The following is a 22,427-nucleotide window of genomic DNA, read 5'->3' on the forward strand; positions in this document are numbered from 1 at the left end:
GCTGCATGACAGTTGACTCCTACAATCGAGACAAGACATCATGCCGAGCCGTGGCAATAACGCGCCATTGAAGGTGTCCTTCAGTCCCGACGGCAGTGATGAAGGCTACGCCCGAGGCTTCAGGCGTCGCGGCTGAAGCCGCTCCTAGGGGCGGGCCGCTTGTCGGCGATGTCAGTGCTGCCGGGACTGCTGACAGGTGGTCACTCCTTGTGGGAGGGACTTCAGTCCCGACTGCAGTGAGGTTGGACGCATCAATCGCCCACTCACGGCAACTCAGCGATACGGCCCCGGCCCGCGCCAGACAAGCTCGCCCTGGTGATAGACCTGCAGCATGGTGATGACCTGGCGGGCATCGCCGATGTCCTTCAACTCCGGCGAGTCCGGCGGCAGGGCGCGGCACTTGCCGGAGCCGCGGGTGAGCGCGATCTCCAGCGGGCAGACCATGCGGTACTCGGTGCCCGGCAGCAGGATGAACATCTCTTTCATGCCCTTCTGCTGCCAGGTGCGCAGCTGGCTCTCGCTGCCCAGGTCGTAATAGACCAGGTAGCCGCCGACTTCGAGGCTGGGCTGGGCCGCGTCCATGTCGTGGCGGTTGCCGCGGTTGCCGGGGCCGGCGGCCAGGCCGCTGTTGTCCGGGGCGGTGTCGGTGTCGAGCGCGCCGGGCGGGCGCCCAGTCCAGGTCTGCGGGTGGCGCTCGGTCGGCGGAGGCGGATTGCTGTCGGCGGTCTGCGCCGGGCTCGGTGCCGGGGCGTCCGCGGGCGGGGTGGATGCCGGCGGTGCCGGACGCGGCTGTGGCGCCGGGGCGGGCGCGGGGGTGTCCGCTGCTTTCGGCGTGTCGATGCGATCGGGCGGCGGCACCGGGTCGTCGGACTGCGCGACCAGGGTGGATTGCACGGTGGTGGTGGCCCGCGTGCGCTTGGGCGCGGCGGACGCCGGCGGCGGGCTGGGCTTGGGCGGCAGCGGCTTCACCGGCTTGTCGCTGTCGCCGAGGAAGTCCACGCGGATCCGGCTGCCGCCGGCCGCGCCCTGCGGCGTGGACATGGTGGGCTTGGCCGCGTACAGCAGGGCCAGCGCCATCAGCACGTGCAGCAGCGCGCTGAGCAGCCAGGCGATCCAGCGCTGCCAGCGTTCGCTGCGGGTCTCGGCCGCGGGGCGCGCGCGGTGCGACGCGCGGCTCATGCCGTCGCGGCGGCGTCGGGGAGGCCAGCCTTCATGCGGTTCCGGGGAGGGGGCGAACGTGGGAGGCCGCCATCGTAACGCTTGCGCCGGCGCCGGCCATGGCAGCCGATGCGATGGCCGGCATCGCCCGACACCTGGCGTTCACGCGCTGGGGCCGCCCGCCGCGCGCCGCCCACCTGGGCGGACGGCGTGCCCGCCCGCGCGTGGTCAGACGTAGGCGCCGACCTTGAACACTTCCACCGCCTGGGTGAGCTGCGCCGACTGCTCCTCCAGCGAGCGTGCCGCGGTGCTGGCTTCTTCCACCAGGGCCACGTTCTGCTGGGTGGTTTCGTCCATGCGTGCGATGGTCTGGTTGACCTGGGCGATGCCGTTGGCCTGTTCGTGCGAGGCGGCGGAGATCTGGCCCATCAGGTCGGTGACGTGCTGCACGCTGGCCACCACCTGGTCCATGGTGGCGCCGGCCTGGTGCACCAGCGTGGCGCCGTGGGCCACGCGCTGCACCGAGTCGTCGATCAGGGTCTTGATCTCCTTGGCGGCGCCGGCCGAGCGGTGCGCGAGCGTGCCGACCTCCGCGGCCACCACCGCGAAGCCCTTGCCCTGTTCGCCGGCGCGCGCGGCTTCCACCGCGGCGTTGAGGGCGAGGATGTTGGTCTGGAAGGCGATGCCGTCGATCACCGCGATGATGTCGGCGATGCGCCGGGAGGCGGCCTGGATGCCGTCCATGGTCGCCACCACCTGGCCGACCACGTCGCGCCCTTCGCTGGCCACGCCGGCCGCGCCCAGCGCCAGCTGGTTGGCGCGCTGGGCGTGCTCGGCGTTCTGCTTCACCGTGGAGGTCAGTTCCTCCATCGAGGCGGCGGTCTCTTCCAGGCTGGCCGCCTGCTGCTCGCTGCGCTTGGCCAGCTCCTGGTTGCCGCTGGCGATGTCCTCGGCGGCGAAGCCGATGCTGTTGGTGGTGCGCTGGATGTGCGCGACGATGTCGGTGAGGCGGTGCACGGTGCTGTTGGCATCGTCGCGCATGGCGGCGAACACGCCATGGAAGTTGCCGCTCATGCGCACGGTGAGGTCGCCATCAGCGATGCAGCGCAGCAGTGCCGAGAACTTGGCCAGGTTGGCGTCGGCGGTGGCCATCATGGTGTCGAGGTTCTCGACCATGGTGCGGAAGGCGTGCTCGAACCTCTCCGGCTGGCCGCGGTGGGCGAAGTTGCCGGCGCAGGCGGCTTCGGCCAGGGTCTGGATCTGCACGTTGATCGCGTGCAGGTTCTGCTTGACCTGCTGCATCGCCGCGGTGATCGCGGCCTTCTCGCCAGGGTACTGGGCGATGTCCTGGCTGAGGTCGCCGATGGCGTAGCGGCCCATCACCTCGGTGATGCGCAGCTGGGTCTGCACGTGCGCATCGACCAGCGCATTGGTGTCGGCCACCATGCGCCCGTACTCGCCGGGGAAGCGCTGCACGTCCATGCGGTAGCTGATGGCGCCGGCGTCGTGGCGCGCGGCCATCTCGCGTTGCGCGGAAATCACCTCGTGCAGGCGCCGCTGCATCTGCTGCATGGCGCGCAGCAACTGCCCGGCTTCGTCGTGGGTGGTGGCGGTGTCCGGGCTGCTCAGATCGCCGGCGCCGATGCGCTCGGCCAGGCCCAGCGCCTGCCGCAGCGGGCGGACCACGCGGCGGGTGAGCAGCAGGGCGATCAGCGCGCCCAGCAGCAACGCCAGCACGGTGCAGCCGACCATCAGCAACGCGAAGCCGCGCGCGGTGGCCATCGCCTCCTTGGCGGCCTGGCGGTTCTTGGCCTCCTGCAGGTCGATGAAGGCGTTGATGCTGGCCAGCCAGTCGACGAAGGCCGGGCGCGCCTGCTGCAGCAGCAGCGCCTGCGCCTGCACGGTGTCGCCGGCATCGCGCAGTTGCCGCACCTGCGCGATCAGCGGCATGGTGCGCGCCTCGATGCCCTGGATGCGCTGCAGGATCGCTTTTTCCTGGCCGTCGGTGGAGGCGGCGAGCAGGGCGTCGAGCGGCTGTGCGGCGCGCGCGTAGTCGCCGGCCAGCTTGTCGATGGTCTGTTCGGTCGCCTGCCGGCTGGCCGCATCGTCCAGCAGCACCACGTCGCGCAGGGCGATGGCGCGGTCGTGCACGCTGCCGCGGAAGTTGATCGCGTAGCGCTGCTTGACGCTGTTGACCTCGTTGATCGCGGTGAGCCGCCGGTCGATGCTGTGGACGCGCTGGATGCCGACCACGGTGAGCAGGACCATCAGCACGATGATCGTGAGGAAGCCGAGCGCGAGGCGCTGGCCGATGCGCAGATGCGAAAGGACGTGCATGGGATCGGGGGAGTGGGGGAAGGAAGAGGGATCGACGGTGGGTGGCGGCGGACGGGCAGGCAGGTTGCCTGCGCCCGCGTGACGCGCGCATCGCGCTGGTCCCCGGGCCGGCGCATGGATAGCGGCGATGCCGGGTCGAACTGAAGGGGTGGGGCCTTGGCGCTGCTCGCGCGGTGCGAGGAACGTGACGCGGTGCCTGTCCGCGGCGCCGACGGCGGCGGCCCGCGTCGGGCAGGGCGCTGCGTTTGCTGCCCGGCAAGACCCGGGTCGCGCCGCGCCACCGCCGCGCGCAGGTGCAGCATGGCATCGCTCGCGGCCGGTGCTAAGGTCCGCGCATGACCGGCACCGCCGACCCGATCCGCTTCCAGGCGACCTTGCTGCGTCCGGCCGCACCGCCCGACGCGACCTGGTATTTCCTGCGGTTGCCCGCGGCGGCCAGCGCGGCCCTGCCGACGCGTGGCCTGGCCAGCGTGGAGGGCCGGTTCGCCGGGCATCCGTTCCAGGCCACGCTGCAGCCGGATGGGCGCGGTGGTCACTGGTTGCGGGTGGAGCCGGCCTTGCGCGCGGTCGCGGGCCTGGACACCGGCGCCACGGTGACGCTGGAGATCGCGCCGGTGGCGGTGGAGCCGGAACCGGCGGTGCCCGACGACCTGTCACGCGCGCTGGCCGCGCATCCGTCCGCGCGCGTGGCCTGGGACACGCTGACCACGGTGGCGCGCCGCGACTGGATCTTCTGGATCGGCGCGGGCAAGCAGGCGCAGACGCGGGTCAAGCGCATCGCCAGCACCTGCGACATGCTCGCTGCGGGCAAGCGGCGGGTCTGCTGTTTCGACCGCTCGGGCATGTACAGCAAGGCCTTCGCCGCGCCGCAGGCGCAATGAGGGCATGGCGCGCACGCCCGGCGTGGCCGCCGTCGCGACAGGATCCTCGCAAGCGCCTGCCTATACTCCGTGACGTCCATCCATGAGGCCCACCGCATGAGTGCATCCACCTCTCCGTCCGCCGCCGCCGCACCGGGCAGCCTGCGCCGCTCGGTGTCCAACACGCTCAAGGGCTCGGCAGGCAATCTGGTGGAGTGGTACGACGTCTACGTCTACTCGGTGTTCGCCACCTACTTCGAGTCGCAGTTCTTCTCCAAGGAGGACAAGAACGCCACGTTGTACGTGTGGGCGATCTTCGCGGTGACCTTCCTTATGCGGCCGATCGGCGCCTGGTACTTCGGCCGCTTCGCCGACCGCTACGGCCGGCGCCTGGCGCTGACGGTGTCGGTGTCGGTGATGGCCGCCTGTTCGTTCCTGATCGCGGTGACGCCCACCGTCGCCAGCATCGGCGGCGCCGCGGCGGTGGTGCTGCTGCTGGCGCGCCTGCTGCAGGGTTTCGCCACCGGCGGCGAGTACGGCACCAGCGCCACCTACATGTCCGAGGCGGCGATCCCGGGGCGGCGCGGTTTCCTGTCCTCCTTCCACTACGTCACCCTGGTCGGCGGCCATGTGCTGGCGCAGGCGGTGCTGTTCGGGATGCTGCACTTCTTCGACAAGGGCCAGATTTCCGAATGGGGCTGGCGCGCGGCCTTCGGCCTGGGCGGCATCGGCGCGCTGGTGGTGTTCTGGCTGCGGCGCACGATGGACGAGTCGCTGACCTCCGAGTCCATCGCCGCGGCCAAGCAGGGCAAGGACAGGTCCTCCGGCTCGCTGCGCGAACTGTTCGTGCACCAGTGGCGCCCGCTGCTGCTGTGCTTCCTGATCACCGCCGGCGGCACCGTGGCGTTCTACACCTACTCGGTGACCGGGCCGAAGATGATCCAGACCGCCTTCGCTGGCGACGACGTGATGGCCGGCACCATCATCAACCTGGCCGCGCTGATCGTGCTGATGCTGATGCAGCCGGTCGGCGGTTGGCTGTCGGACCTGATCGGGCGCAAGACCCTGCTGGTGTTCTTCGGCATCGGCGGCGTGCTCTACACCTGGTTCCTGGTGCTGGAGCTGCCGAAGCAGAGCGACTGGCTGAGCGCCTTCGCCATCCTCACCGCCGGCTTCGTCATCCTCACCGGCTACACCTCGATCAACGCGGTGGTGAAGGCCGAGCTGTTCCCCACCCACATCCGCGCGCTGGGCGTGGGCCTGGGCTATGCGCTGGCCAATTCGGCCTTCGGCGGCACCGCGCCGCTGCTGTACCAGGCCTCGCTGAAGACCGGCCACGTCACCACCTTCGTCTGGTACGCCACGGCGGTGATCGCGGTGTCGCTGCTGGTGTACGTGTTCTTCCTGACCAACAAGGGCAGCAACTGGCTGGACCACGAAGGCGAGATGCGCGCGCGCCGGCGCTGACCGGCGCGGTGGCGGCCCGCGCGGTGCACGTGCCGCCCGGGCTTTGCGCGGACGCACGCTGAACGGCGCACCCCGCGTCGGCCGGGTCGCCCCGCCGCGCGGGCGCCGCCATGCGGCGGCTGCGAGGCGACTCGGGTACCATGCAGCCCCCTCACGGGCGTTCCCCCCATGGCCGATCCAGACAACAGCTCCACTTCCCCGGTGACCCAGGCGCAGGCCGAAGACGCGGTGCGCACCCTGCTGCGCTGGGCCGGCGAGGATCCGACCCGCGAGGGCCTGCTGGACACCCCGCGGCGCGTGGCCGAGGCCTATGGCGACTGGTTCAGCGGCTACCGCGCCGACCCGCGCGAGTACCTGCTGCGCACCTTCGAGGAAGTGGCCGGCTACGACGAGTTGATCGTGCTGCGCGACATCGAGTACGAAAGCCACTGCGAACACCACATGGCGCCGATCATCGGCAAGGTCCACGTCGGCTACCTGCCGCGCGGCAAGGTGGTGGGCATCAGCAAGCTGGCGCGCGTGGTCGAGGCCTATGCGCGGCGCTTCCAGGTGCAGGAGAAGATGACCGCGCAGATCGCCCAGTGCATCCAGGACGTGCTGCAGCCGCTGGGCGTGGGCGTGGTGGTGGAAGGCGCGCACGAGTGCATGACCACCCGCGGCATCCACAAGCGCGGCGTCAGCATGGTCACCTCGAAGATGCTCGGCACCTTCCGCGAGGACGCGCGCACCCGCGCCGAGTTCCTGCGCTTCATCGAGCGGGCGCGCTGAGTCTTGCGAATGCGGTGGCGGTCGGTTCCTGCATGAAGCCGCATGTCCGGATCGCCGGCTATCGCCAGTTGCGCGAACAGCCGTTGTGGAAGCTGCTCGCCGCCGACCATGCCCCGGAGCTGATCGGCCTGCTGCAGACCCTGCTCGGCGACGCCCAGCGGCGGCTGCCGGCCGATGTGCTGCACGAGCGCCTGCAGCGCCAGCTCGACGCGCTGAAGGACGACCAGCTCTCGCGCGAACTGCCGCGCACCGCGCAGGCCTACGTGGCGCACTGGCTGGCGCAGGGCTGGCTGGAACGGCGCCTGCCCGAGGGCGATGCGCAGGAAGAATACGAACTGTCGCGGCAGGCGGCGCAGGCGATCCGCTTCATCGCCGGCGTGCGCGACAGCGCCAGCGTGGCCACCGAAAGCCGGCTGTCGCTGGTGATCCAGCAGCTGGTGCAACTGGCCGGGCAGACCGAGACCGATCCGGACGCGCGCCTGGCCGCGCTGCGCGCCGAGCGCGAGCGCCTGGACGCGGAGATCGAGCGCGTGGCCGCCGGCAAGCTGGCCGCGCTGGACGGCAAGCGCGCGCTGGAACGCACCCGCGACATCATCCGCCTGTCCGACGACCTGACCGAGGATTTCCGCCGCGTCCGCGACGATTTCGAGCGGCTCAACCGCGAGTTCCGCGAGCGCATCATCGACGACGAGGGCGCGCGCGGCGACGTGCTGGAAAAGCTGTTCGCCGGCATCGACGTGATCGGCGAGAGCGAGGCCGGGCGCAGTTTCCAGGCGTTCTGGAGCCTGCTCAACGATGCCGAGCAGAGCGTGCAGCTGGATGCGGCCCTGGAGGCGCTGCTGGCGCGCGGCTTCGCCCGCCGCCTGGACCGCCACGAACGCGCCTTCCTGCGCGGGCTCACCGGCACCCTGCTCGAACGCGGCGGCCAGGTGCACGAGGTGATGCAGCATTTCGCCCGCAGCCTGCGCGGGTTCGTGCAGAGCCGCGGCTACCTGGAACAGCGCCGGCTCAACCAGTTGCTGAAGCAGGCGCAGGGCGAGGCGCTGCAGTTGCGCGACCACCTGCATGCCACCGCCGCCACCGGCTACGTGCTGCCGCTGAGCAGCGCGCGGCTGCGCTCGCTGTCGCAGTGGCGCCTGCACGACCCGCGCAGCCAGCAGGTGGACGGGCGGGTGCAGGCGGCCGAGGCGGCGACGATCTCGCTGGACAGCGTCGGCGACCTGGTGGCGCAATCGGAGATCGACCTGCGCGGCCTGCGCAACGACCTGCACGACCTGCTCGGCCGGCAGCCGCAACTGAGCATCGGCGAGGCGCTGCGGCAGCGCCCGGCGGCGCAGGGCCTGGGCAGCGTGATCGGCTACCTGGCGCTGGGCACCCGCCACGGCGTGGTCGTCGACGGCGAATGGGAAGCGGTGCAATGGGAGGGCGGCGACGGCCAGGTCCGGCGCGCGCGCATCCCGCTGGTGTGGTTCACCAAGGAAAAACGCAATGAGCTGGTCTGACGAATTCCACGGCCACGACGCCGATGCCGGCGATGTCGCTGCGGCCGCCGCCACTTCCGCTGCGGCCGATGGCGGCACCGCGCTGTTCGCCGGCGACAGCGGCAGCCTGCCGCTGGAGGCGCGGCGCGCGCTGTGCCAGTTGCTGTCCGGCCCCAGCGTCGACGCCTACCGGCACGGCCCGCTGTGGCCGGCGCTGCTGCGCCACGAGGCGGCGATCCGCCGCGTGCTGAGCGAGCTGTTCCTGGAACTGGTGCTGGACCGCGACGGCGGCGTGGCGTTCGCGCGCCAGGCCGACACCGGCGAGCTGGAGACCCCGGCGCTGCTGCGCACGGCGCCGCTGACCTTCATCGAGTCGGTGCTGCTGCTGTTCCTGCGCCAGCAACTGGCCGAGGCCGACACCCGCGGCGAGCGCGCGGTGGTCGACGAGGCGCAGTTGCTGGAAGTGCTGTCGGTGTACGAGAAGAACGTCTCCACCGACCGCGCCGGTTTCGCGCGGCGGGTGCTGGCGGCGATCGCCAAGATGCGCGACAACCACCTGCTGTCCAAGCTGCGCGGCAGCGAGGACCGCTACGAAGTCTCGCCGGCGCTGAAGCTGCTGTTCTCGGCCGAGGACGTGCAGGCGCTGGCGACGGCCTACCGCGGCCTGCGCGAGGGCGCGGCCGAGGCGGCGCCGTGAGCGGCGTGCACGGCTAGCGGCCGTATCCGCGCCTGCCGGCCGCTGCGCGCCGGCCCTGCGGCCCGCCCTGGGGCCGCTTTCGTTTTCCCGATGAGTTCCCGATGACGTCCCTGTCCGAATCGTCCACCGTCCCCGTCGCCCCGTCCCTGTTCGCCGAGACCCTGGCCGAGCAACGCGCGCAGCAATACCGCATGCGCCGCCTGCAGGTGCACAACTGGGGCACCTTCAACGGCCTGACCGACGTGCCGATCGCCGAGAAGGGCTTCCTGTTCGTCGGCCGCTCCGGTTCGGGCAAGTCGACCCTGCTCGATGCGATGTCGGCACTGCTGACGCCGCCGAGCATCGTCGACTTCAACGCCGCCGCGCGCGAGGCCGAGCGCAGCGGCCGCGACCGCAGTTTGGTGTCCTATGTGCGCGGCGCCTGGGCCGACCAGCAGGACAGCGCCTCCGGCGAGATCGCCACCCAGTACCTGCGCAAGGGCGCGACCTGGTCGGCGCTGGCGCTGGAATACCGTAATGCCCACGGCCAGGCGGTCAGCCTGGTGCGGCTGTTCTGGATCGCCGGCAGCGGTACCGCCGCGGCCGACGTGCGCAAGCACTACATGGTGGTGCCGCGCGGCTTCGACGTGGCCGCCGAGCTGGACGGCTTCGACCTGGACCTGCGCCGGCTCAAGCTGCGCCTGGGCGAGGACGTGCACCACTTCGACAGCTTCGCCGGCTACGCCGAGCGCTTCCGCCACCTGCTCGGCATCGGCAACGAGATGGCGCTGCGGCTGCTGCACAAGACCCAGTCGGCGAAGAACCTGGGCGACCTCAACGCCTTCCTGCGCAGCTTCATGCTCGACGAGCCGCGCACCTTCGAGGCGGCCGATCGCCTGGTCGAGGACTTCGCCGAACTCGACGGCGCCCACCATGCGGTGGTGACCGCGCGGCGCCAGGTGGAAACCCTGACCCCGGCGCGCGACTACCACGCCGAACTGCTGGCGCTGCGCTACAGCGTCGGCGAGCTGCGCGAACTGCAGCTGGGCATCGACGGCTACCGCGAGCAGCGCCGCCTGGCCCTGCTCGACGCGCGCCTGCAGGAACTGGACACCCAGGACCGCGGCCTGGCCGGCGAGGAAGGGCAGCGCCGCGAAGCGCTGGACAACCACGAGCAGACCCTGGCCGAGCTGGAGACGCAGCAGCGCGCGCAGGGCGGCGAACAGGTCGAGGCGCTGGAGCGCGAACGCGGCCGCGTCGAGCGCGAGCGCGACGAGCGCATGCGCCGCCGCAGCCAGGTCGAACAGGCCTGCCGGCAACTCGGCATGGGCCTGGCCGGCAGCGCCAGCGGCTTTGCCGAGCAGGTGGCGCAGGCGCGCGCGCTGCGCGACGGCGTCGCCGGCGAGGCCAGCAGCCTGGACGAAGCGATCGCCGAGCGCATGGCCGAGCGCCGCGAGGACGAACGCCGCTTCGCGGTGATCCGCACCGAGATCGAGGCGCTGCTGAAGGCGCCTTCGAGCATTCCCGCGCCGATGCAGGCGCTGCGCGCGCGGCTGTGCGCCGAGACAGGTCTGTCCGAAGCGGCCCTGCCGTTCGTCGGCGAGCTGGTGCAGGTGGACGCCGACCAGGCGGCCTGGCGCGGCGCGATCGAGCGCGTGCTGCATGGCTTCGCGCAGTCGCTGCTGGTCGACGAACGCCACTACGCCAGCGTCGCCGACTGGGTCAACAAGACCCAGCTCGGCACCCGCCTGGTGTACTTCCGCGTGCGCCACAACGCGCCGCTGCAACAGCGCGAGCCCGATGCGAAGTCGCTGCTGCGCAAGCTGGAGCTGCGCGACCACGCCTATGCGCCGTGGCTGCGCCAGGAACTGGCGCGGCGCTTCGACTACGCCTGCGTCGATAACGTGGCGCAATTGCGCGATGCCGAGCGTGCGATCACCCGCGAGGGCCAGGTCAAGCATCCGGGCGACCGCTACGAGAAGGACGACCGCCACGCGGTCGGCGACCGCAAGCGCTGGCTGCTCGGCTACGACAACCGCGACAAGCTCAAGGTCTACGAGCGCGAGGGGCAGACCCTGGCGCAGCGCATCGCCGCCTGCGATGCCGACGTGGCCGCCCTGCGCAAGCAGCGCGAACAGGACCAGGGCCGGCAACTGGCCGCGCATACCCTGGCCGAGCGCGAGTGGGACGAGATCGACGTGGCGCCCAAGCTGCAGCGCCTGAGCGACATCGCCGAGCAACTGCTGCAACTGCGCGAAGGCGACACCGCGCTGCGTGCGCTGGGCGAGCAGATCGCCACTGTCCGCGCGCGCCGCGACCAGGCGCGCCGCACCTACGAGGACGTGCGCCTGGAGCGCGCGCAGGTGAGCCGCGAGCGCGCGCGTCTGGAAGCGCAGCGCGAGACCTGCGCCGCACGCGTGGCCACCGCGGTGATCGGCCCGGCGCAGGTGGCCGGGCTGGACGCGCGGCTGGCGGCGCTGCCGCCGCTGAGCCTGGACAACCTGGAGGCGCATCTGCGCAGCGTCGAGCGCGGGCTCGGCGAACAGCTGGCGCAGAGCCAGGCGCAGGACGCGCGGCTGAGCCAGCAGGTGCTGGACTGCTTCCGCCGCTACTGCCAGCAGTGGCCGGAGGACAGCGGCGACTTCACCGTCAGCCTGGCCAGCGCCGACGATTTCCTGGCGCGCCTGCAGCGGCTGGAGAGCGACGGCCTGCCGCGCCACGAAGGCCGCTTCTTCGACCTGCTGCAGACCCAGAGCAAGAACAACCTGCTGGCCCTGCAGCGCTACACCGCCGAAGCGCACAAGGCGATCAAGCAGCGCATGGACGAGGTCAACGCCAGCCTGGAGCAGGTACCGTTCAACCGCGGCACCCTGCTGACCATCGAGGTCAGCGACCGGCGCCTGCTCGAGGTGCAGGAGTTCCAGCAGCAGTTGCGCGCCGTGCTCGGCCATCAGCAGACCGAGGACCGCGCCCTTGCCGAGGCGCAGTTCGCCATGCTGCGCGGGCTGGTGCAACGGCTCGGCGCGCAGGAGCCGGAACTGCGGCGCTGGCGCGAGCAGGTGCTGGACGTGCGCCAGCACGTGGAGTTCGTCGGCGTGGAACTGGACGCGGACAGCCGCGCGCAGGTGGAGATCTACCGCAGCGGCGCCGGCAAGTCCGGCGGCCAGCGGCAGAAGCTGGCCACCACCTGCCTGGCCGCCGCGCTGCGCTACCAGCTCGGCGGCGAGGACGGCGAGCTGCCGCGCTACGCCGCGGTGGTGCTGGATGAGGCCTTCGACAAGGCCGACAACGAGTTCACCGCGCTGGCGATGAACATCTTCGAGAACTTCGGCTTCCAGATGGTGGTGGCCACGCCGCTGAAGTCAGTGATGACGCTGGAGCCGTTCATCGGCGGCGCCTGCTTCGTCGAGATCAGCGGCCGCCACAACTCCGGCGTGCTGCTGATCGAATACGACGAGCAGGCGCACCGGTTGAAGCTGCCAGAGCGCAGCCGCAACGAGGCGGCTGCGCCTGCGGCGGAGCCAACCGCGGCGGTGGACCAGGCCGGCGCCGAGCTGCCGCCGACCGCTGCCGCAGCGGACGCAACCGCGGAGGCCACCGCAGACGCCGTTGCCACGCCGGCGCGCGCATCCGGCAAGGCGGACGATGGCCGCGGCAACGGCGGCAAACCACCGACCGCGCGCAAGACCTCGCCAGCGACGCCCGGCAAACGTGCCAGCACGGCTGCCACGACGCCTGCTGCCAAGGCCGCGTCGGCGAAGGCGCCACGCAAGTCCGCCGCAGCGGCGGCACGTCCGTCCACGGCAACTCAGCCCGCCACGCGGTCGGCGTCAGCGAAGACCGCGAAAGCCGCCACAGCCCGCAAACCTGCGAAGCTGGCCAAGGCTGCCAAGCCTGCGGCGCGCAAGACGCCTCCCGCGACCGCCAAGCGCCGCGACGGCTGAGCCGGTGCTGGCCCGCGTGTGCCCACGGGCACGCGCGCGGCCGCCGCGTCGGGAGGACAGGCACGCGGCAACCGCACTGCGCTCAGTGCAGCAGATCCCAGCCCATCTTGCCGATCAGCACCACCACCAGCACCAGGAACAACCGCCGGATCAGCGGCGTGCCGCCGCGCAGCGCCAGCCGCGTGCCGGTCACCGCGCCGGCCACGTTGGCCACGGCCATCGGCACCGCCGCGGCCAGCAGGATCTTGCCGCTGGGCACGAAGAAGCACAGCGCCGCCAGGTTGGTGGCCAGGTTCACCACCTTCGAGGCGGCCGAGGCGCGCAGGAAATCCAGGCCGAAGAAGCGGATGAACAGGAAGATCAGGAAGCTGCCGGTGCCCGGGCCGAAGAAGCCGTCGTAGAACCCGATCGCCGCGCCGATCGCCAGCGCGATCGCCAGTTCGCGGCGCCCGATGTGGCGTGGGCGGTGCAACGCGCCGAAGTCCTTCTTGACCAGCGTGTAGCCCAGCATCGCGATCAGCAGCACCAGAATCAGCGGGCGCACCGCCTGTTTCGGCAACAGGCTTACTGCGGTGGCGCCGAGGAAGGCGAACACGAACGCGGTCGCGGTCGCGTACAGCACCGGCCGCCACGGCAGGCGCACATGGCGCGCGTAGCGCCAGGCGGCGGTGCCGGTGCCGGCCATGGCGCTGAACTTGTTGGTGCCCAGCACCACCGCCGGCGCCTGTTGCGGCAGGGTCGCGAACAGCCCGGGCAACTGGATCAGGCCGCCGCCGCCCACCGCCGCGTCCACCAGCCCCGCGACGAAGGCGATGCACAGCAGCCAGGGCAATTCGGTGGGGATCGACTCGAGCACGCCGGCGCTCCGCGCAAGGGGCCGCAAGCATAGCGGCCACCGTCCGCAACGCGCGCGCGGCGTGCGCGATGGCGCGCCAGCCGGCACAATCGGCACATGCCACCGTCCGCCCCGCGCCTCGCCGATCCCTGCCCCTGCGGCCGTCCGCGCGACTACGCGCAGTGCTGCGGGCCGTACCACGCCGGCGCCGCGGCGCCGGATGCCGAATCCTTGATGCGCTCGCGCTACAGCGCCTACGTGCGCCAGGACGCCGACTACCTGCGTGCGAGCTGGCATCCGTCGACCTGCCCGCCGCAGGTGGAAATCGACCCGCGCACGGTCTGGCTCGGCCTCACCGTGCAGCGGGTGCTGCAGACCGGCGCCGACAGCGCCGAGGTCGCCTTCCTGGCGCGCTATCGCATCGGCGGCGGCAGCGCCGTGCGCATGACCGAGCACAGCCGCTTCGTGCGCGAGGACGGGCGCTGGTACTACCTCGACGCGCTGGACTGAACCGGCGCGCGTCGCGCTGGCGGTGCGGACGATCGCGCTCCGCCCGTTCGTTCGCAAGACCGTCGTCGATCGTGCTGCGCTTGGAACCAGCGCTGCGGATAGCGAACGCCATGCCTGCCGAGGCTCCGCGTCGCGCGATCTGCCAACCAAGCCACACGCAGAACGCAGTGCCGGTCGCGTGCCGTCTGCCGCGCGCACCACGTGAGCGGAGCGCACACGCGGCGGTTGTTTATGATGTCGGCCCTGCCGTCGGCGAGGATGTTGCGATGATGCGTTTGGCCTGGATCCTGCTGCTGGCGGCCCCGTGCGCGCTCGCGCAGACCCCACCCGCGGCGGCGCCGTCCACGCCCGATCCGGCTTTCGCCACCTGCGTGGCCGGCCTGCGCCCGGCCGCGGCGAAGGCGGGCGTCGCCGAGGCGTCGTTCGATCGCTTCACCGCCGGCCTGCAGCCGGACCCGAGCGTGCTGCCGCTGCTCGACGCCCAACCCGAGTTCACCACGCCGATCTGGGATTACCTGGCCGGCCTGGTCGACAGCCAGCGCATCGACGACGGCCGTGCCATGCTCGCCGCGCACCGCGACCTGCTCGCGCAGGTGGCGCAGCAGTACGGCGTGGACCCGGAGACGGTGGTCGCGGTGTGGGGCGTGGAGAGCGACTACGGCCGCATCTCCGGCAAGCGCCCGCTGCTGGTGTCGCTGCTGACCCTGTCCTGCGAAGGCCGCCGCCAGCCGTTCTTCCGCAGCGAACTGTTCGCCCTGCTGAAGTTGCTGCAGGCCGGCGACCTGCGCCCCGAGGGCCTGACCGGCTCCTGGGCCGGCGCCTTCGGCCATACCCAGTTCATGCCCAGCACCTACGCCCGCGTCGCCGTGGACGGCGATGGCGACGGCCGCCGCGACCTGGTCGCCAGCATTCCCGATGCGCTGGCGTCCACCGCCAACTACCTGAAGCTGGCCGGCTGGCAGAGCGGCCAGCCGTGGGGGCTGGAAGTGAAGCTGCCGGACGGCTTCGACCCGGCGCTGGCCGGGCGTACCCAGCGCCGGCCGTTGTCGGACTGGCGCGCGCGCGGCCTCACCGCCGCCGATGGCGGCGCGCTGCCAGCGCTGGCAGCGCAGACCCCGGCGGCGGTGCTGATCCCGGCCGGCGTGCACGGCCCGGCCTTCCTGGTGTTCCGCAACTACGACGCGATCTACGCCTACAACGCCGCCGAAAGCTATGCGCTGGCGATCGCGCTGCTGTCCGACCGGCTGCGCGGCAAGCCCGGGTTGGTCGCCGTCTGGCCGACCGACGACCCCGGCCTGGGCCGCCCCGAGCGGCGCGAACTGCAGACCCTGCTGCTGGCGCGCGGCCACGCCATCGGCCAGGCCGACGGCGCCATCGGCACCGCCACCCGCCGCGCGATCCAGGCCGAGCAGCAGCGCCTGGGCCTGCAGCCGGCCGACGGCCGCGCCGGACAACGCATCCTCGACGCGCTGCGCCGCGAGGCCGGCAGCACGCCTGCGGCACCGGTGACGCCACCGGCCACGCAGCCACCGTCGCCTGCACCCACATCTTCGCCCGCACCCGCACCCGCATCGACGCCGGCACCCACCGCGCAGCCCGCGACCACGCCGTTCGGCGGCACGCCGCCCACCGCGTTCCGGCTGCCGGCCGCCTACCCGGCCTTCGCCCAATCCCCCGCGCCACGGAGCATCCATCCCATGTCCGACGTCCCCGGCCTGAGCACAGGCGACTTCCACGGCTATCCCTCGCTGCTGGTGGAGACCCCGCAGTCCACCGCCGCGATCAGCCTGCTCGGCGGCCAGGTGCTGTCGTTCGTGCCCAAGGGCGGCACCGACGCGCTGTGGTTGTCGCCGAGCGCGCAGCCCACGCCGACCCCGATCCGCGGCGGCACCCCGGTGTGCTGGCCGTACTTCGGCCGCCAGGGCCAGAGCGACGCCGTGCCCGCACACGGCTTCGTGCGCACCGTGCCGTGGCAATTGCAGGACGCGCGGCGCGAGGCCGACGGCAGCCTGGTCCTGACCCTGGCACCGCCGGACTTCGACGACCTGCCGCTGCGCCTGCGCATGCAGCTGCGCATCGGCGCCACCCTGGAGCAGCGCCTGGTCACCGACAATGTCGGCACCGCGCCCGCCCGCTTCACCCAGGCGCTGCACAACTACTTCCGCGTCGCCGACGCTACCCAGGTGCGGGTGCAGGGCCTGGACGGCCTGGAGTACCTGGACAAGTTCGAGAACTACGCCACCGCGCATCGCCAGCAAGGCGACTGGAGCCTGCAGGATCCGCGCGATCCCGGCCGCAGCGACCGCATCTACACCGGTGCCGGCGGCCGCTACACCCTGCTGGACCCGGGCCTGCAGCGCCGCATCGAGATCGCCACCACCGGTAGCCGCACCCTGGTGGCGTGGAACCCGGGCGAGGCCGGCGCACAGAAGATGGCCGACGTCGGCCCGCACTGGCGCCAGTTCGTCTGCCTGGAAGCGGCCAACGCCGGACCCGAGGTGATCGAACTGGCGCCGGGCGCCCAGCATGTGCTGCAGCAGACGATTTCCGTCGTGGCGTTGTGATTCGGCCGGACGGCGGTACCGCCCACTTCGGCCGGCGGTATGCATGGTGACGGCCCAGCCGTAACTGCTGCGCCGCCGCGCCTTGGTGGCATGAGTGGCGCCGCTGCCTCCGCCGGACCCTCACCCCCGACCCCTCTCCCGACGGGAGAGGGGAGTCGCTCGGTGTAGAGGGCGTCGGTTCCGACACAATCCGCCAAGCCTCGACCCTGTTGTGGGAGGGACTTCAGTCCCGACGCGACGATCCCGCCGCTCGCGATCAAATCGCGCCGACCGCACCCAGCCAAGCCACCGCGAGGCGGCAGGCACGCGGCCCTGTCCACTCCGACCTCCCGCACCCGCAGCGGCGCCGATTACACTGCCGCGTCCGCCAGGAGGCCTGCCGTGCACGCTCCGACTCCCGCTGTCCGCTCACGCCGCGCCGCGGTCGCCTTCATCTTCGTCACCCTGCTGATCGACGTGCTGTCCTTCGGCGTCATCATCCCGGTGCTGCCCACGCTGGTGCGCGGCTTCACCGGCGGCGATTTCGCCGCCGCGGCCCGCTGGGTCGGCTGGTTCGGATTCCTGTTCGCCGCGTTGCAGTTCGTCAGCTCGCCGCTGCAGGGCGCGCTGTCCGACCGCTACGGCCGGCGCCCGGTGATCCTGGCCTCGTGCCTGGGGTTGGGCGTGGACTTCATGGTGATGGCGCTGGCGCAGAGCCTGCCGGTGCTGCTGCTGGCGCGCATGGTCTCCGGCGTGTTCTCGGCCAGCTTCACCTCGGCCAATGCCTACATCGCCGACATCACCCCGGCCGACAAGCGCGCCCAGGCCTACGGCATCATCGGCGCCGCGTTCGGGGTGGGCTTCGTGGTCGGCCCGCTGCTCGGCGGCTGGCTCGGCAGCCTGCACCTGCGCGCGCCGTTCTGGTTCGCCGCCGGGCTGGCCCTGCTCAACTTCCTCTACGGCCTGTGGGTGCTGCCCGAATCGCTGGCGCCGGAGCGGCGCACCGCGCGGGTGGACTGGGCGCACGCCAACCCGTTCGGCGCGCTGCGCCTGCTGCAGCGCTACCCGCAGGTGTTCGCGCTGGCCGCGGTGATCTTCCTGGCCAACCTGGCGCACTACGTCTACCCGAGCATCTTCGTGCTGTTCGCCGATTACCGCTTCGGCTGGGGACCGAAACAGGTCAGCTGGGTGCTGGCCCTGGTCGGCGTGTGCAGCATCGTGGTCAATGCCGTGCTGGTGGCGCGGGTGGTGCGCCGCTTCGGCGAGCGCGGCGCGCTGCTGTTCGGCCTGGGCTGCGGCGTGATCGGCTTCGCCATCTACAGCGTGGCCGGCAGCGGCGCGCTGTTCCTGCTCGGCGTGCCGATCAGCGCGCTGTGGGCGGTGGCCGGGCCGGCGGCGCAGGCGATCGTCACCCGCCACGTCGGCGCCGATGCGCAGGGGCGCATCCAGGGCGCGCTGATGAGCCTGGTCAGCCTGGCCGGGGTGATCGGGCCGCTGCTGTACGCATGGGTGTTCGCCGCCTTCATCGGCCCGCACGCGCTGCTGCACTTCCCCGGCGTGCCGTGGTTGCTGGCGGCGCTGCTGCTGGGCGGCGGCTGGATCGTGGCCTGGCGCCGTGCGCGGGTGCCGGCTGCCGGGGTGGCCGCCGGCTGAGGCGCGGCGCAGGCAGCGCGGCCGGCATGAACGGCTCAGCTTGCTGGGATGGGCGTCGCGGCTCCCGCGCGGCCTCGCCTGGCACCGCGCGGTCGCGATTGTTACGCTGTGTCCTCTCTTTCGTCGCGGCCGGCCGGCTGCTGTACCAGTCGCCTGCATGATGTCCCCTCCCGACGGAACCGCCCTGCCGTTGACCGCTGCGCGCCTGCTGCGCGAGGCCACTGCGCAGCAGCACCAGGCCGTGGAAGATCTGCCGGCGATGCGCGCGCTGATGGATCCGGCACTGTCGCTGTCCGCCTACGTGCAGGTGCTGCGTCGCCATCACGCGGTGCTGGCCGGCTGGGAACAGCGCGAAGCGGCCTGGCTGCGCGACTGCGGCGATGCGCAGTGGCGGTACCAGCCGCGCACTCCGCTGCTGGCGCAGGATCTGCATGCCCTGCAGGCAACCCCGCCAGCGCCGCAGCCGCTGCCGCCGGCCGCCGACGCCGGCGCGCGTTGGGGCATGCTCTACGTGGTCGAAGGTTCGCGCCTGGGCGGCCGGGTGATCGCCCGGCACCTGCGGCAGAGCCTGCCCGCGGCCGCGCCGGCGCTGTCCTATTTCGAACTCGGCCATGCCGACCCGGCCGCCTGGCGGCATTTCCAGCAGCGCCTGGAGCTAGCCTTGCCGAGCGCGCCGCTGCGGCAGGCCGCGGTCGACGGCGCCCGCACCATGTTCGCGCACTTCCATACCCACTTCGCCCTGGAGATCGCCGCATGAGCGACATCGTCGTGCCCCTGGACATGGACGCCTGCGCACGCGAGCCCATCCACATTCCTGGATCGGTGCAGCCGCACGGCGTGCTGCTGGTGATCGAGCCGCAGGACGGGCGCATCGTCCAGGCCAGCGCCAGCGCCGCCGACCTGTTCGGCCGGCCCTTGGACGCATTGCTTGGACAGCGCTACGACGCCCTGCTCGTGCTGGAGGATCCGCGCACGCGGCTGCTGCCCGACGCGGCCGAGCGCAGCGACCTGGCCTATGTCGAAGTGGGGTTCAAGGACGCGGCCGCGACGCAGCGCTGGGTCGGCGCCTGGCATCTGTATCCGGAGCAGTGGCTGCTGGAACTGGAGCCGCGCGATGCGCCGCTGGCCGACGCCACCCTGCGCGAAGCGCTGCCGGTGCTGCGCCGGCTGGAGACCGACCAAAACATCGAGGACGCCTGCCAGCGCGCCGCCAAGAGCCTGCGCAGCCTGATCGGCTACGACCGGGTGATGATCTACCGCTTCGACGACGACTGGAACGGCGACGTGGTCGCCGAGGCGCGCGCGGCGGAGCTGGAGCCGTATCTCGGCCTGCACTATCCGGCCAGCGACATTCCGGCGCAGGCCCGCGCGCTGTACCTGCGCAACCGCGTGCGCCAGATCGCCAACGTCGGCTATGTGCCGTCGCCGATCCAGCCCACCCTGCATCCACGCCTGCGCGCGCCGGTGGACCTGAGCGACGTCAGCCTGCGCAGCGTCTCGCCGGTGCACCTGGAATACCTGGCCAACATGGGCGTCACCGCCACCCTGGTGGCCTCGATCGTGGTCAACGACGCGCTGTGGGGGCTGATCGCCTGCCATCACTACCGCCCGTATTTCTGCAACCACGAGATGCGCGATGTCGCCGATGCGCTGAGCCGGGCGCTGGCCGGGCGCATCGGTGCGATCACCGCGGTGGCGCGCGCGCGGACCGAGTCGGTGCTGCTGACCGTACGCGAGAAGCTGATCACCAACTTCAACGACGCCGAGATGCTGACCGCGCCCATGCTCGACGAAATGGCCTCGGACCTGCTCGACGTGGTCGATGCCGACGGCGTGGCGGTGTTCCACGGCGACCACGTCACCCGCCACGGCATGCTGCCGTCGACCGAGGACCTGGCGCGGATCCGCGAACAGATCGAATCCACCCATCACGAAGCGCTGCGCCACGACGCGGTCGGCGCGCTGCACTCGGACCAGATCGGCGAGACCTTCCCGGCGCTGGCCGATCTGGCGCCGCTGGCGGCCGGCTTCATCTTCGTGCCGCTGATGCCGCAGGCGCGCAGCGCCTTGCTGTGGACCCGCCGCGAGCAAGTACGCACGGTCAACTGGGCCGGCAATCCGCAGCTGGCCAAGCTGCAGGACATCGCCGGTTCGCGGTTGTCGCCGCGCAAGAGCTTCGACCTGTGGCAGGAAACCGTGCGCGGCCGCGCGCTGCCGTGGTCGCCGATCAGCCTGGAGTCGGCGCGCAGCCTGCGGGTGCTGATCGAACTGATGGAGCGCAAGCGCTTCCAGCAGGATTTCGCCCTGCTGGAGGCCTCGCTGTCGCGGCTGCGCGAACCGGTGGCGATCGTCGAGCGCGGCGACGGCCCGCGGCCCAGCCGCCTGGCCTTCGTCAACGAGGCCTTCGCTACACTGTACGAGCGCGAGGTCGCCGACCTGATCGGCTGCGACCTGGAGCGGCTGTACGCCAGCGATGCCGTGCTCGCCGAGACCCAGCGCATCGACACCCTGCTGCGGCAGGGGCGCGCGGCCTACGTCACCCTGCCGCTGCGCGTGGACGGCAGCACGGCCGTGCACCGCCAGTTCGACTTCGAACCGCTGCCCGATCACTCCGGCGTGGCCAGTCACTGGCTGCTGCAGCTGCGCGACCCGCGTTGAATCCCGACCGGCGGCCGCCCCTCAGCGGGTGCGCCGCCACAGCGCCAGCGTCGCCGCGCCGGCCAGCAGACCCCACAAGGCCGCGCCGATGCCGAACAACGACAGGCCCGAGGCGGTGACCAGGAACGCGATCAGTGCCGGCTCGCGCTCGTTTTCCTCGCGCAAGGCCGAGGCCAGGCTGTTGCCGATGGTGCCGAACAGCGCGATGCCGGCGATGGCCATCACCAGCTCCCGCGGGAAGGCCGCGAACAGCGCGGCCACGGTGGCGCCGAACACGCCGATCAGTACATAGAAGACCCCGGCGAACACCGCGGCCATGTAGCGTCGCTGCGGATCCTCCTGCGCCTCGCGGCCCATGCAGATCGCCGCGGTGATCGCCGCCAGGTTCAGCGCGTAGGCGCCGAACGGCGCCAGCAGCGTGTTGACTACGCCGATCCAGCCGATGGTCGGCGAGATCGGCACCGCATAGCCGGAGGCGCGGATCGCCGCGACACCGGGCAGGTTCTGCGAGGTCATCGTCACCACGAACAGCGGCAGCGCGATCCCGAACAGCGCCTGCCACGACAGCGTCGGCCAGACCAGCACCGGCTGCGCCACGCGCAACTGCGCCGCCTCCAGATGCAGCGTGCCCGTGCCCGCGGCCACGGCGGTGCCGACCAGCAGCGTGGCGATCACCGCATAGCGCGGAAAGGCGCGGCGTCCGAGCAGATAGGTGGCGAACATCGCCAGCGCCATGCCGAGCCGGTGCTGCATCGCCACGAACACGTCCAGGCCGAAGCGCAGCAGCACCCCGGCCAGCATCGCCGAGGCCAGCGACAGCGGGATGCGCCGCAGCACGCGTTCGAACAGGCCGGAAAACCCGGCGAGCGCAGACAGCACCGCCACCACCACGAAGCCGCCGATCGCGTCGGACAGCGGCAGGCCGCCGCCGCTGCCGATCAGCAGGGCCGCGCCGGGCGTGGACCAGGCGGTGACCACCGGCATCCGGTAGCGCAGCGACAGCCCGATGCAGGTCAGGCCCATGCCCAGCCCCAGCGCCCACATCCACGAGGCGATCTGCGCCTGCGAGGCACCGACGCTGCGCGCGGCCTCGAACACGATCGCCGCCGAACTGGTGAAGCCGACCAGCACGGTGACGAAGCCGGCGATCAGCGCGGGCAGCGAGGCATCGCGCCAGAGCGAGCGTGCAGCAGCGGTCATGCGGAATCCCATGGTGGAGCGCAGGCTGCATTCTCGGGCAAACGCCGGCGATCGGCCGTGTCGCGCCTTCGCTCATAGAGAAGAGAGTGGAGCAGGACGCAGCGCCGCAAGGGCTCGCAAAAAAACGGTTGACCTTTTTTTCGGTGCCATTAAACTGCGCGGCCCGCTACGCAACTGCCGAGTTTCGGCACGACAGAGGCCGGCGGGGCCGGAAACACCTAGCGAACATCGGGTGTTGACAGCGTGAAAAAGTCGGTTAATATGGCCGGCTCGCTTCGAGGAAAAGCCTACGGGTTTGGACGAAGAAGCGGCGTCAACCACCTGATCAAAAAGGTGT

Annotated in this window: 15 protein-coding genes; 11 read left to right on the plus strand and 4 right to left on the minus strand. The window is 71.6% G+C overall.

Annotation, left to right across the window (positions count from 1 at the left end):
• Window positions 1–273 precede the first annotated feature (273 nt).
• Together J7357_RS15980 and J7357_RS15985 are read right to left on the minus strand one after the other, a co-directional pair.
• On the minus strand, window positions 274–1,179 hold the full coding sequence (locus tag J7357_RS15980; protein WP_209247997.1) for a type II toxin-antitoxin system RelE/ParE family toxin: 906 nt from the start codon (window positions 1,177–1,179) through the stop codon (window positions 274–276).
• A 207-nt stretch (window positions 1,180–1,386) separates the two neighbouring features.
• Window positions 1,387–3,495, minus strand: coding sequence for a methyl-accepting chemotaxis protein (locus J7357_RS15985; RefSeq protein WP_209247999.1), 2,109 nt, complete (start codon window positions 3,493–3,495; stop codon window positions 1,387–1,389).
• 335 nt (window positions 3,496–3,830) lie between these two features.
• On the opposite strand from J7357_RS15985, the gene J7357_RS15990 reads away from it, so the two are divergent.
• The 6 genes from J7357_RS15990 (at window position 3,831) to J7357_RS16015 (ending at window position 12,691) form a co-directional block, all read left to right on the plus strand.
• Window positions 3,831–4,376 (plus strand): YdeI/OmpD-associated family protein, encoded by a 546-nt coding sequence (locus J7357_RS15990; protein WP_209248001.1) that lies wholly within the window; start codon window positions 3,831–3,833, stop codon window positions 4,374–4,376.
• Between the two features lie 96 nt (window positions 4,377–4,472).
• A complete protein-coding gene (locus tag J7357_RS15995) occupies window positions 4,473–5,822 on the plus strand; it encodes an MFS transporter (protein WP_209248003.1) in 1,350 nt (449 codons plus the stop codon).
• A 168-nt stretch (window positions 5,823–5,990) separates the two neighbouring features.
• The gene (gene folE, locus J7357_RS16000) at window positions 5,991–6,590 is read left to right on the plus strand and encodes a GTP cyclohydrolase I FolE (protein ID WP_209248005.1); all 600 of its coding nucleotides are present in this window, start codon (window positions 5,991–5,993) and stop codon (window positions 6,588–6,590) included.
• A gap of 32 nt (window positions 6,591–6,622) precedes the next feature.
• Entirely contained in the window at window positions 6,623–8,092 is a 1,470-nt protein-coding gene (locus J7357_RS16005; protein WP_209248007.1) for a DUF3375 domain-containing protein, read from the plus strand.
• Entirely contained in the window at window positions 8,079–8,768 is a 690-nt protein-coding gene (locus tag J7357_RS16010) for a DUF4194 domain-containing protein (protein ID WP_209248009.1), read from the plus strand. Before J7357_RS16005 ends, J7357_RS16010 begins: the two co-directional genes overlap by 14 nt.
• A gap of 101 nt (window positions 8,769–8,869) precedes the next feature.
• Window positions 8,870–12,691 (plus strand): SbcC/MukB-like Walker B domain-containing protein, encoded by a 3,822-nt coding sequence (locus J7357_RS16015; RefSeq protein ID WP_209248011.1) that lies wholly within the window; start codon window positions 8,870–8,872, stop codon window positions 12,689–12,691.
• Window positions 12,692–12,773: 82 nt separating this feature from the next.
• On the opposite strand, the gene J7357_RS16020 is transcribed toward J7357_RS16015, so the two are convergent.
• Window positions 12,774–13,547: a TSUP family transporter gene (locus J7357_RS16020; protein WP_209248013.1), complete on the minus strand. Its 774-nt coding sequence runs from the start codon at window positions 13,545–13,547 to the stop codon at window positions 12,774–12,776.
• A 96-nt stretch (window positions 13,548–13,643) separates the two neighbouring features.
• On the opposite strand from J7357_RS16020, the gene J7357_RS16025 reads away from it, so the two are divergent.
• The 5 genes from J7357_RS16025 to bphP all read left to right on the plus strand — a co-directional run bounded on the left by J7357_RS16025 (window position 13,644) and on the right by bphP (window position 20,890).
• On the plus strand, window positions 13,644–14,036 hold the full coding sequence (locus J7357_RS16025) for a YchJ family metal-binding protein (RefSeq protein WP_019800734.1): 393 nt from the start codon (window positions 13,644–13,646) through the stop codon (window positions 14,034–14,036).
• A gap of 266 nt (window positions 14,037–14,302) precedes the next feature.
• The gene (locus J7357_RS16030) at window positions 14,303–16,600 is read left to right on the plus strand and encodes a lytic murein transglycosylase (protein WP_244667605.1); all 2,298 of its coding nucleotides are present in this window, start codon (window positions 14,303–14,305) and stop codon (window positions 16,598–16,600) included.
• Between the two features lie 381 nt (window positions 16,601–16,981).
• Complete coding sequence (locus J7357_RS16035) at window positions 16,982–18,232, plus strand: TCR/Tet family MFS transporter (protein ID WP_209248015.1); 1,251 nt, start codon at window positions 16,982–16,984, stop codon at window positions 18,230–18,232.
• Between the two features lie 157 nt (window positions 18,233–18,389).
• Entirely contained in the window at window positions 18,390–18,989 is a 600-nt protein-coding gene (locus J7357_RS16040; protein WP_209248017.1) for a biliverdin-producing heme oxygenase, read from the plus strand.
• Window positions 18,986–20,890: a bacteriophytochrome BphP gene (gene bphP, locus J7357_RS16045; RefSeq protein WP_209248019.1), complete on the plus strand. Its 1,905-nt coding sequence runs from the start codon at window positions 18,986–18,988 to the stop codon at window positions 20,888–20,890. Before J7357_RS16040 ends, bphP begins: the two co-directional genes overlap by 4 nt.
• Window positions 20,891–20,911: 21 nt before the next feature.
• Here bphP and J7357_RS16050 read toward each other — a convergent pair whose 3' ends face one another.
• Complete coding sequence (locus tag J7357_RS16050) at window positions 20,912–22,090, minus strand: benzoate/H(+) symporter BenE family transporter (RefSeq protein WP_209248021.1); 1,179 nt, start codon at window positions 22,088–22,090, stop codon at window positions 20,912–20,914.
• Window positions 22,091–22,427 lie beyond the last annotated feature (337 nt).

The sequence above is a fragment of the Xanthomonas sp. D-109 genome (assembly GCF_017746095.1).
Lineage (GTDB): Bacteria > Pseudomonadota > Gammaproteobacteria > Xanthomonadales > Xanthomonadaceae > Xanthomonas_A > Xanthomonas_A sacchari.

Excerpts from the sequence above, each read along its gene's own strand:
- J7357_RS15980 (WP_209247997.1), bottom strand. The coding sequence starts at position 1,179 with ATGAGCCGCGCGTCGCACCGCGCGCGCCCCGCGGCCGAGACCCGCAGC.
- J7357_RS15985 (WP_209247999.1), bottom strand. The coding sequence starts at position 3,495 with ATGCACGTCCTTTCGCATCTGCGCATCGGCCAGCGCCTCGCGCTCGGC.
- J7357_RS15990 (WP_209248001.1), top strand. The coding sequence starts at position 3,831 with ATGACCGGCACCGCCGACCCGATCCGCTTCCAGGCGACCTTGCTGCGT.
- J7357_RS15995 (WP_209248003.1), top strand. The coding sequence starts at position 4,473 with ATGAGTGCATCCACCTCTCCGTCCGCCGCCGCCGCACCGGGCAGCCTG.
- folE (WP_209248005.1), top strand. The coding sequence starts at position 5,991 with ATGGCCGATCCAGACAACAGCTCCACTTCCCCGGTGACCCAGGCGCAG.
- J7357_RS16005 (WP_209248007.1), top strand. The coding sequence starts at position 6,623 with ATGAAGCCGCATGTCCGGATCGCCGGCTATCGCCAGTTGCGCGAACAG.
- J7357_RS16010 (WP_209248009.1), top strand. The coding sequence starts at position 8,079 with ATGAGCTGGTCTGACGAATTCCACGGCCACGACGCCGATGCCGGCGAT.
- J7357_RS16015 (WP_209248011.1), top strand. The coding sequence starts at position 8,870 with ATGACGTCCCTGTCCGAATCGTCCACCGTCCCCGTCGCCCCGTCCCTG.
- J7357_RS16025 (WP_019800734.1), top strand. The coding sequence starts at position 13,644 with ATGCCACCGTCCGCCCCGCGCCTCGCCGATCCCTGCCCCTGCGGCCGT.
- J7357_RS16030 (WP_244667605.1), top strand. The coding sequence starts at position 14,303 with ATGATGCGTTTGGCCTGGATCCTGCTGCTGGCGGCCCCGTGCGCGCTC.
- J7357_RS16040 (WP_209248017.1), top strand. The coding sequence starts at position 18,390 with ATGATGTCCCCTCCCGACGGAACCGCCCTGCCGTTGACCGCTGCGCGC.
- bphP (WP_209248019.1), top strand. The coding sequence starts at position 18,986 with ATGAGCGACATCGTCGTGCCCCTGGACATGGACGCCTGCGCACGCGAG.
- J7357_RS16050 (WP_209248021.1), bottom strand. The coding sequence starts at position 22,090 with ATGACCGCTGCTGCACGCTCGCTCTGGCGCGATGCCTCGCTGCCCGCG.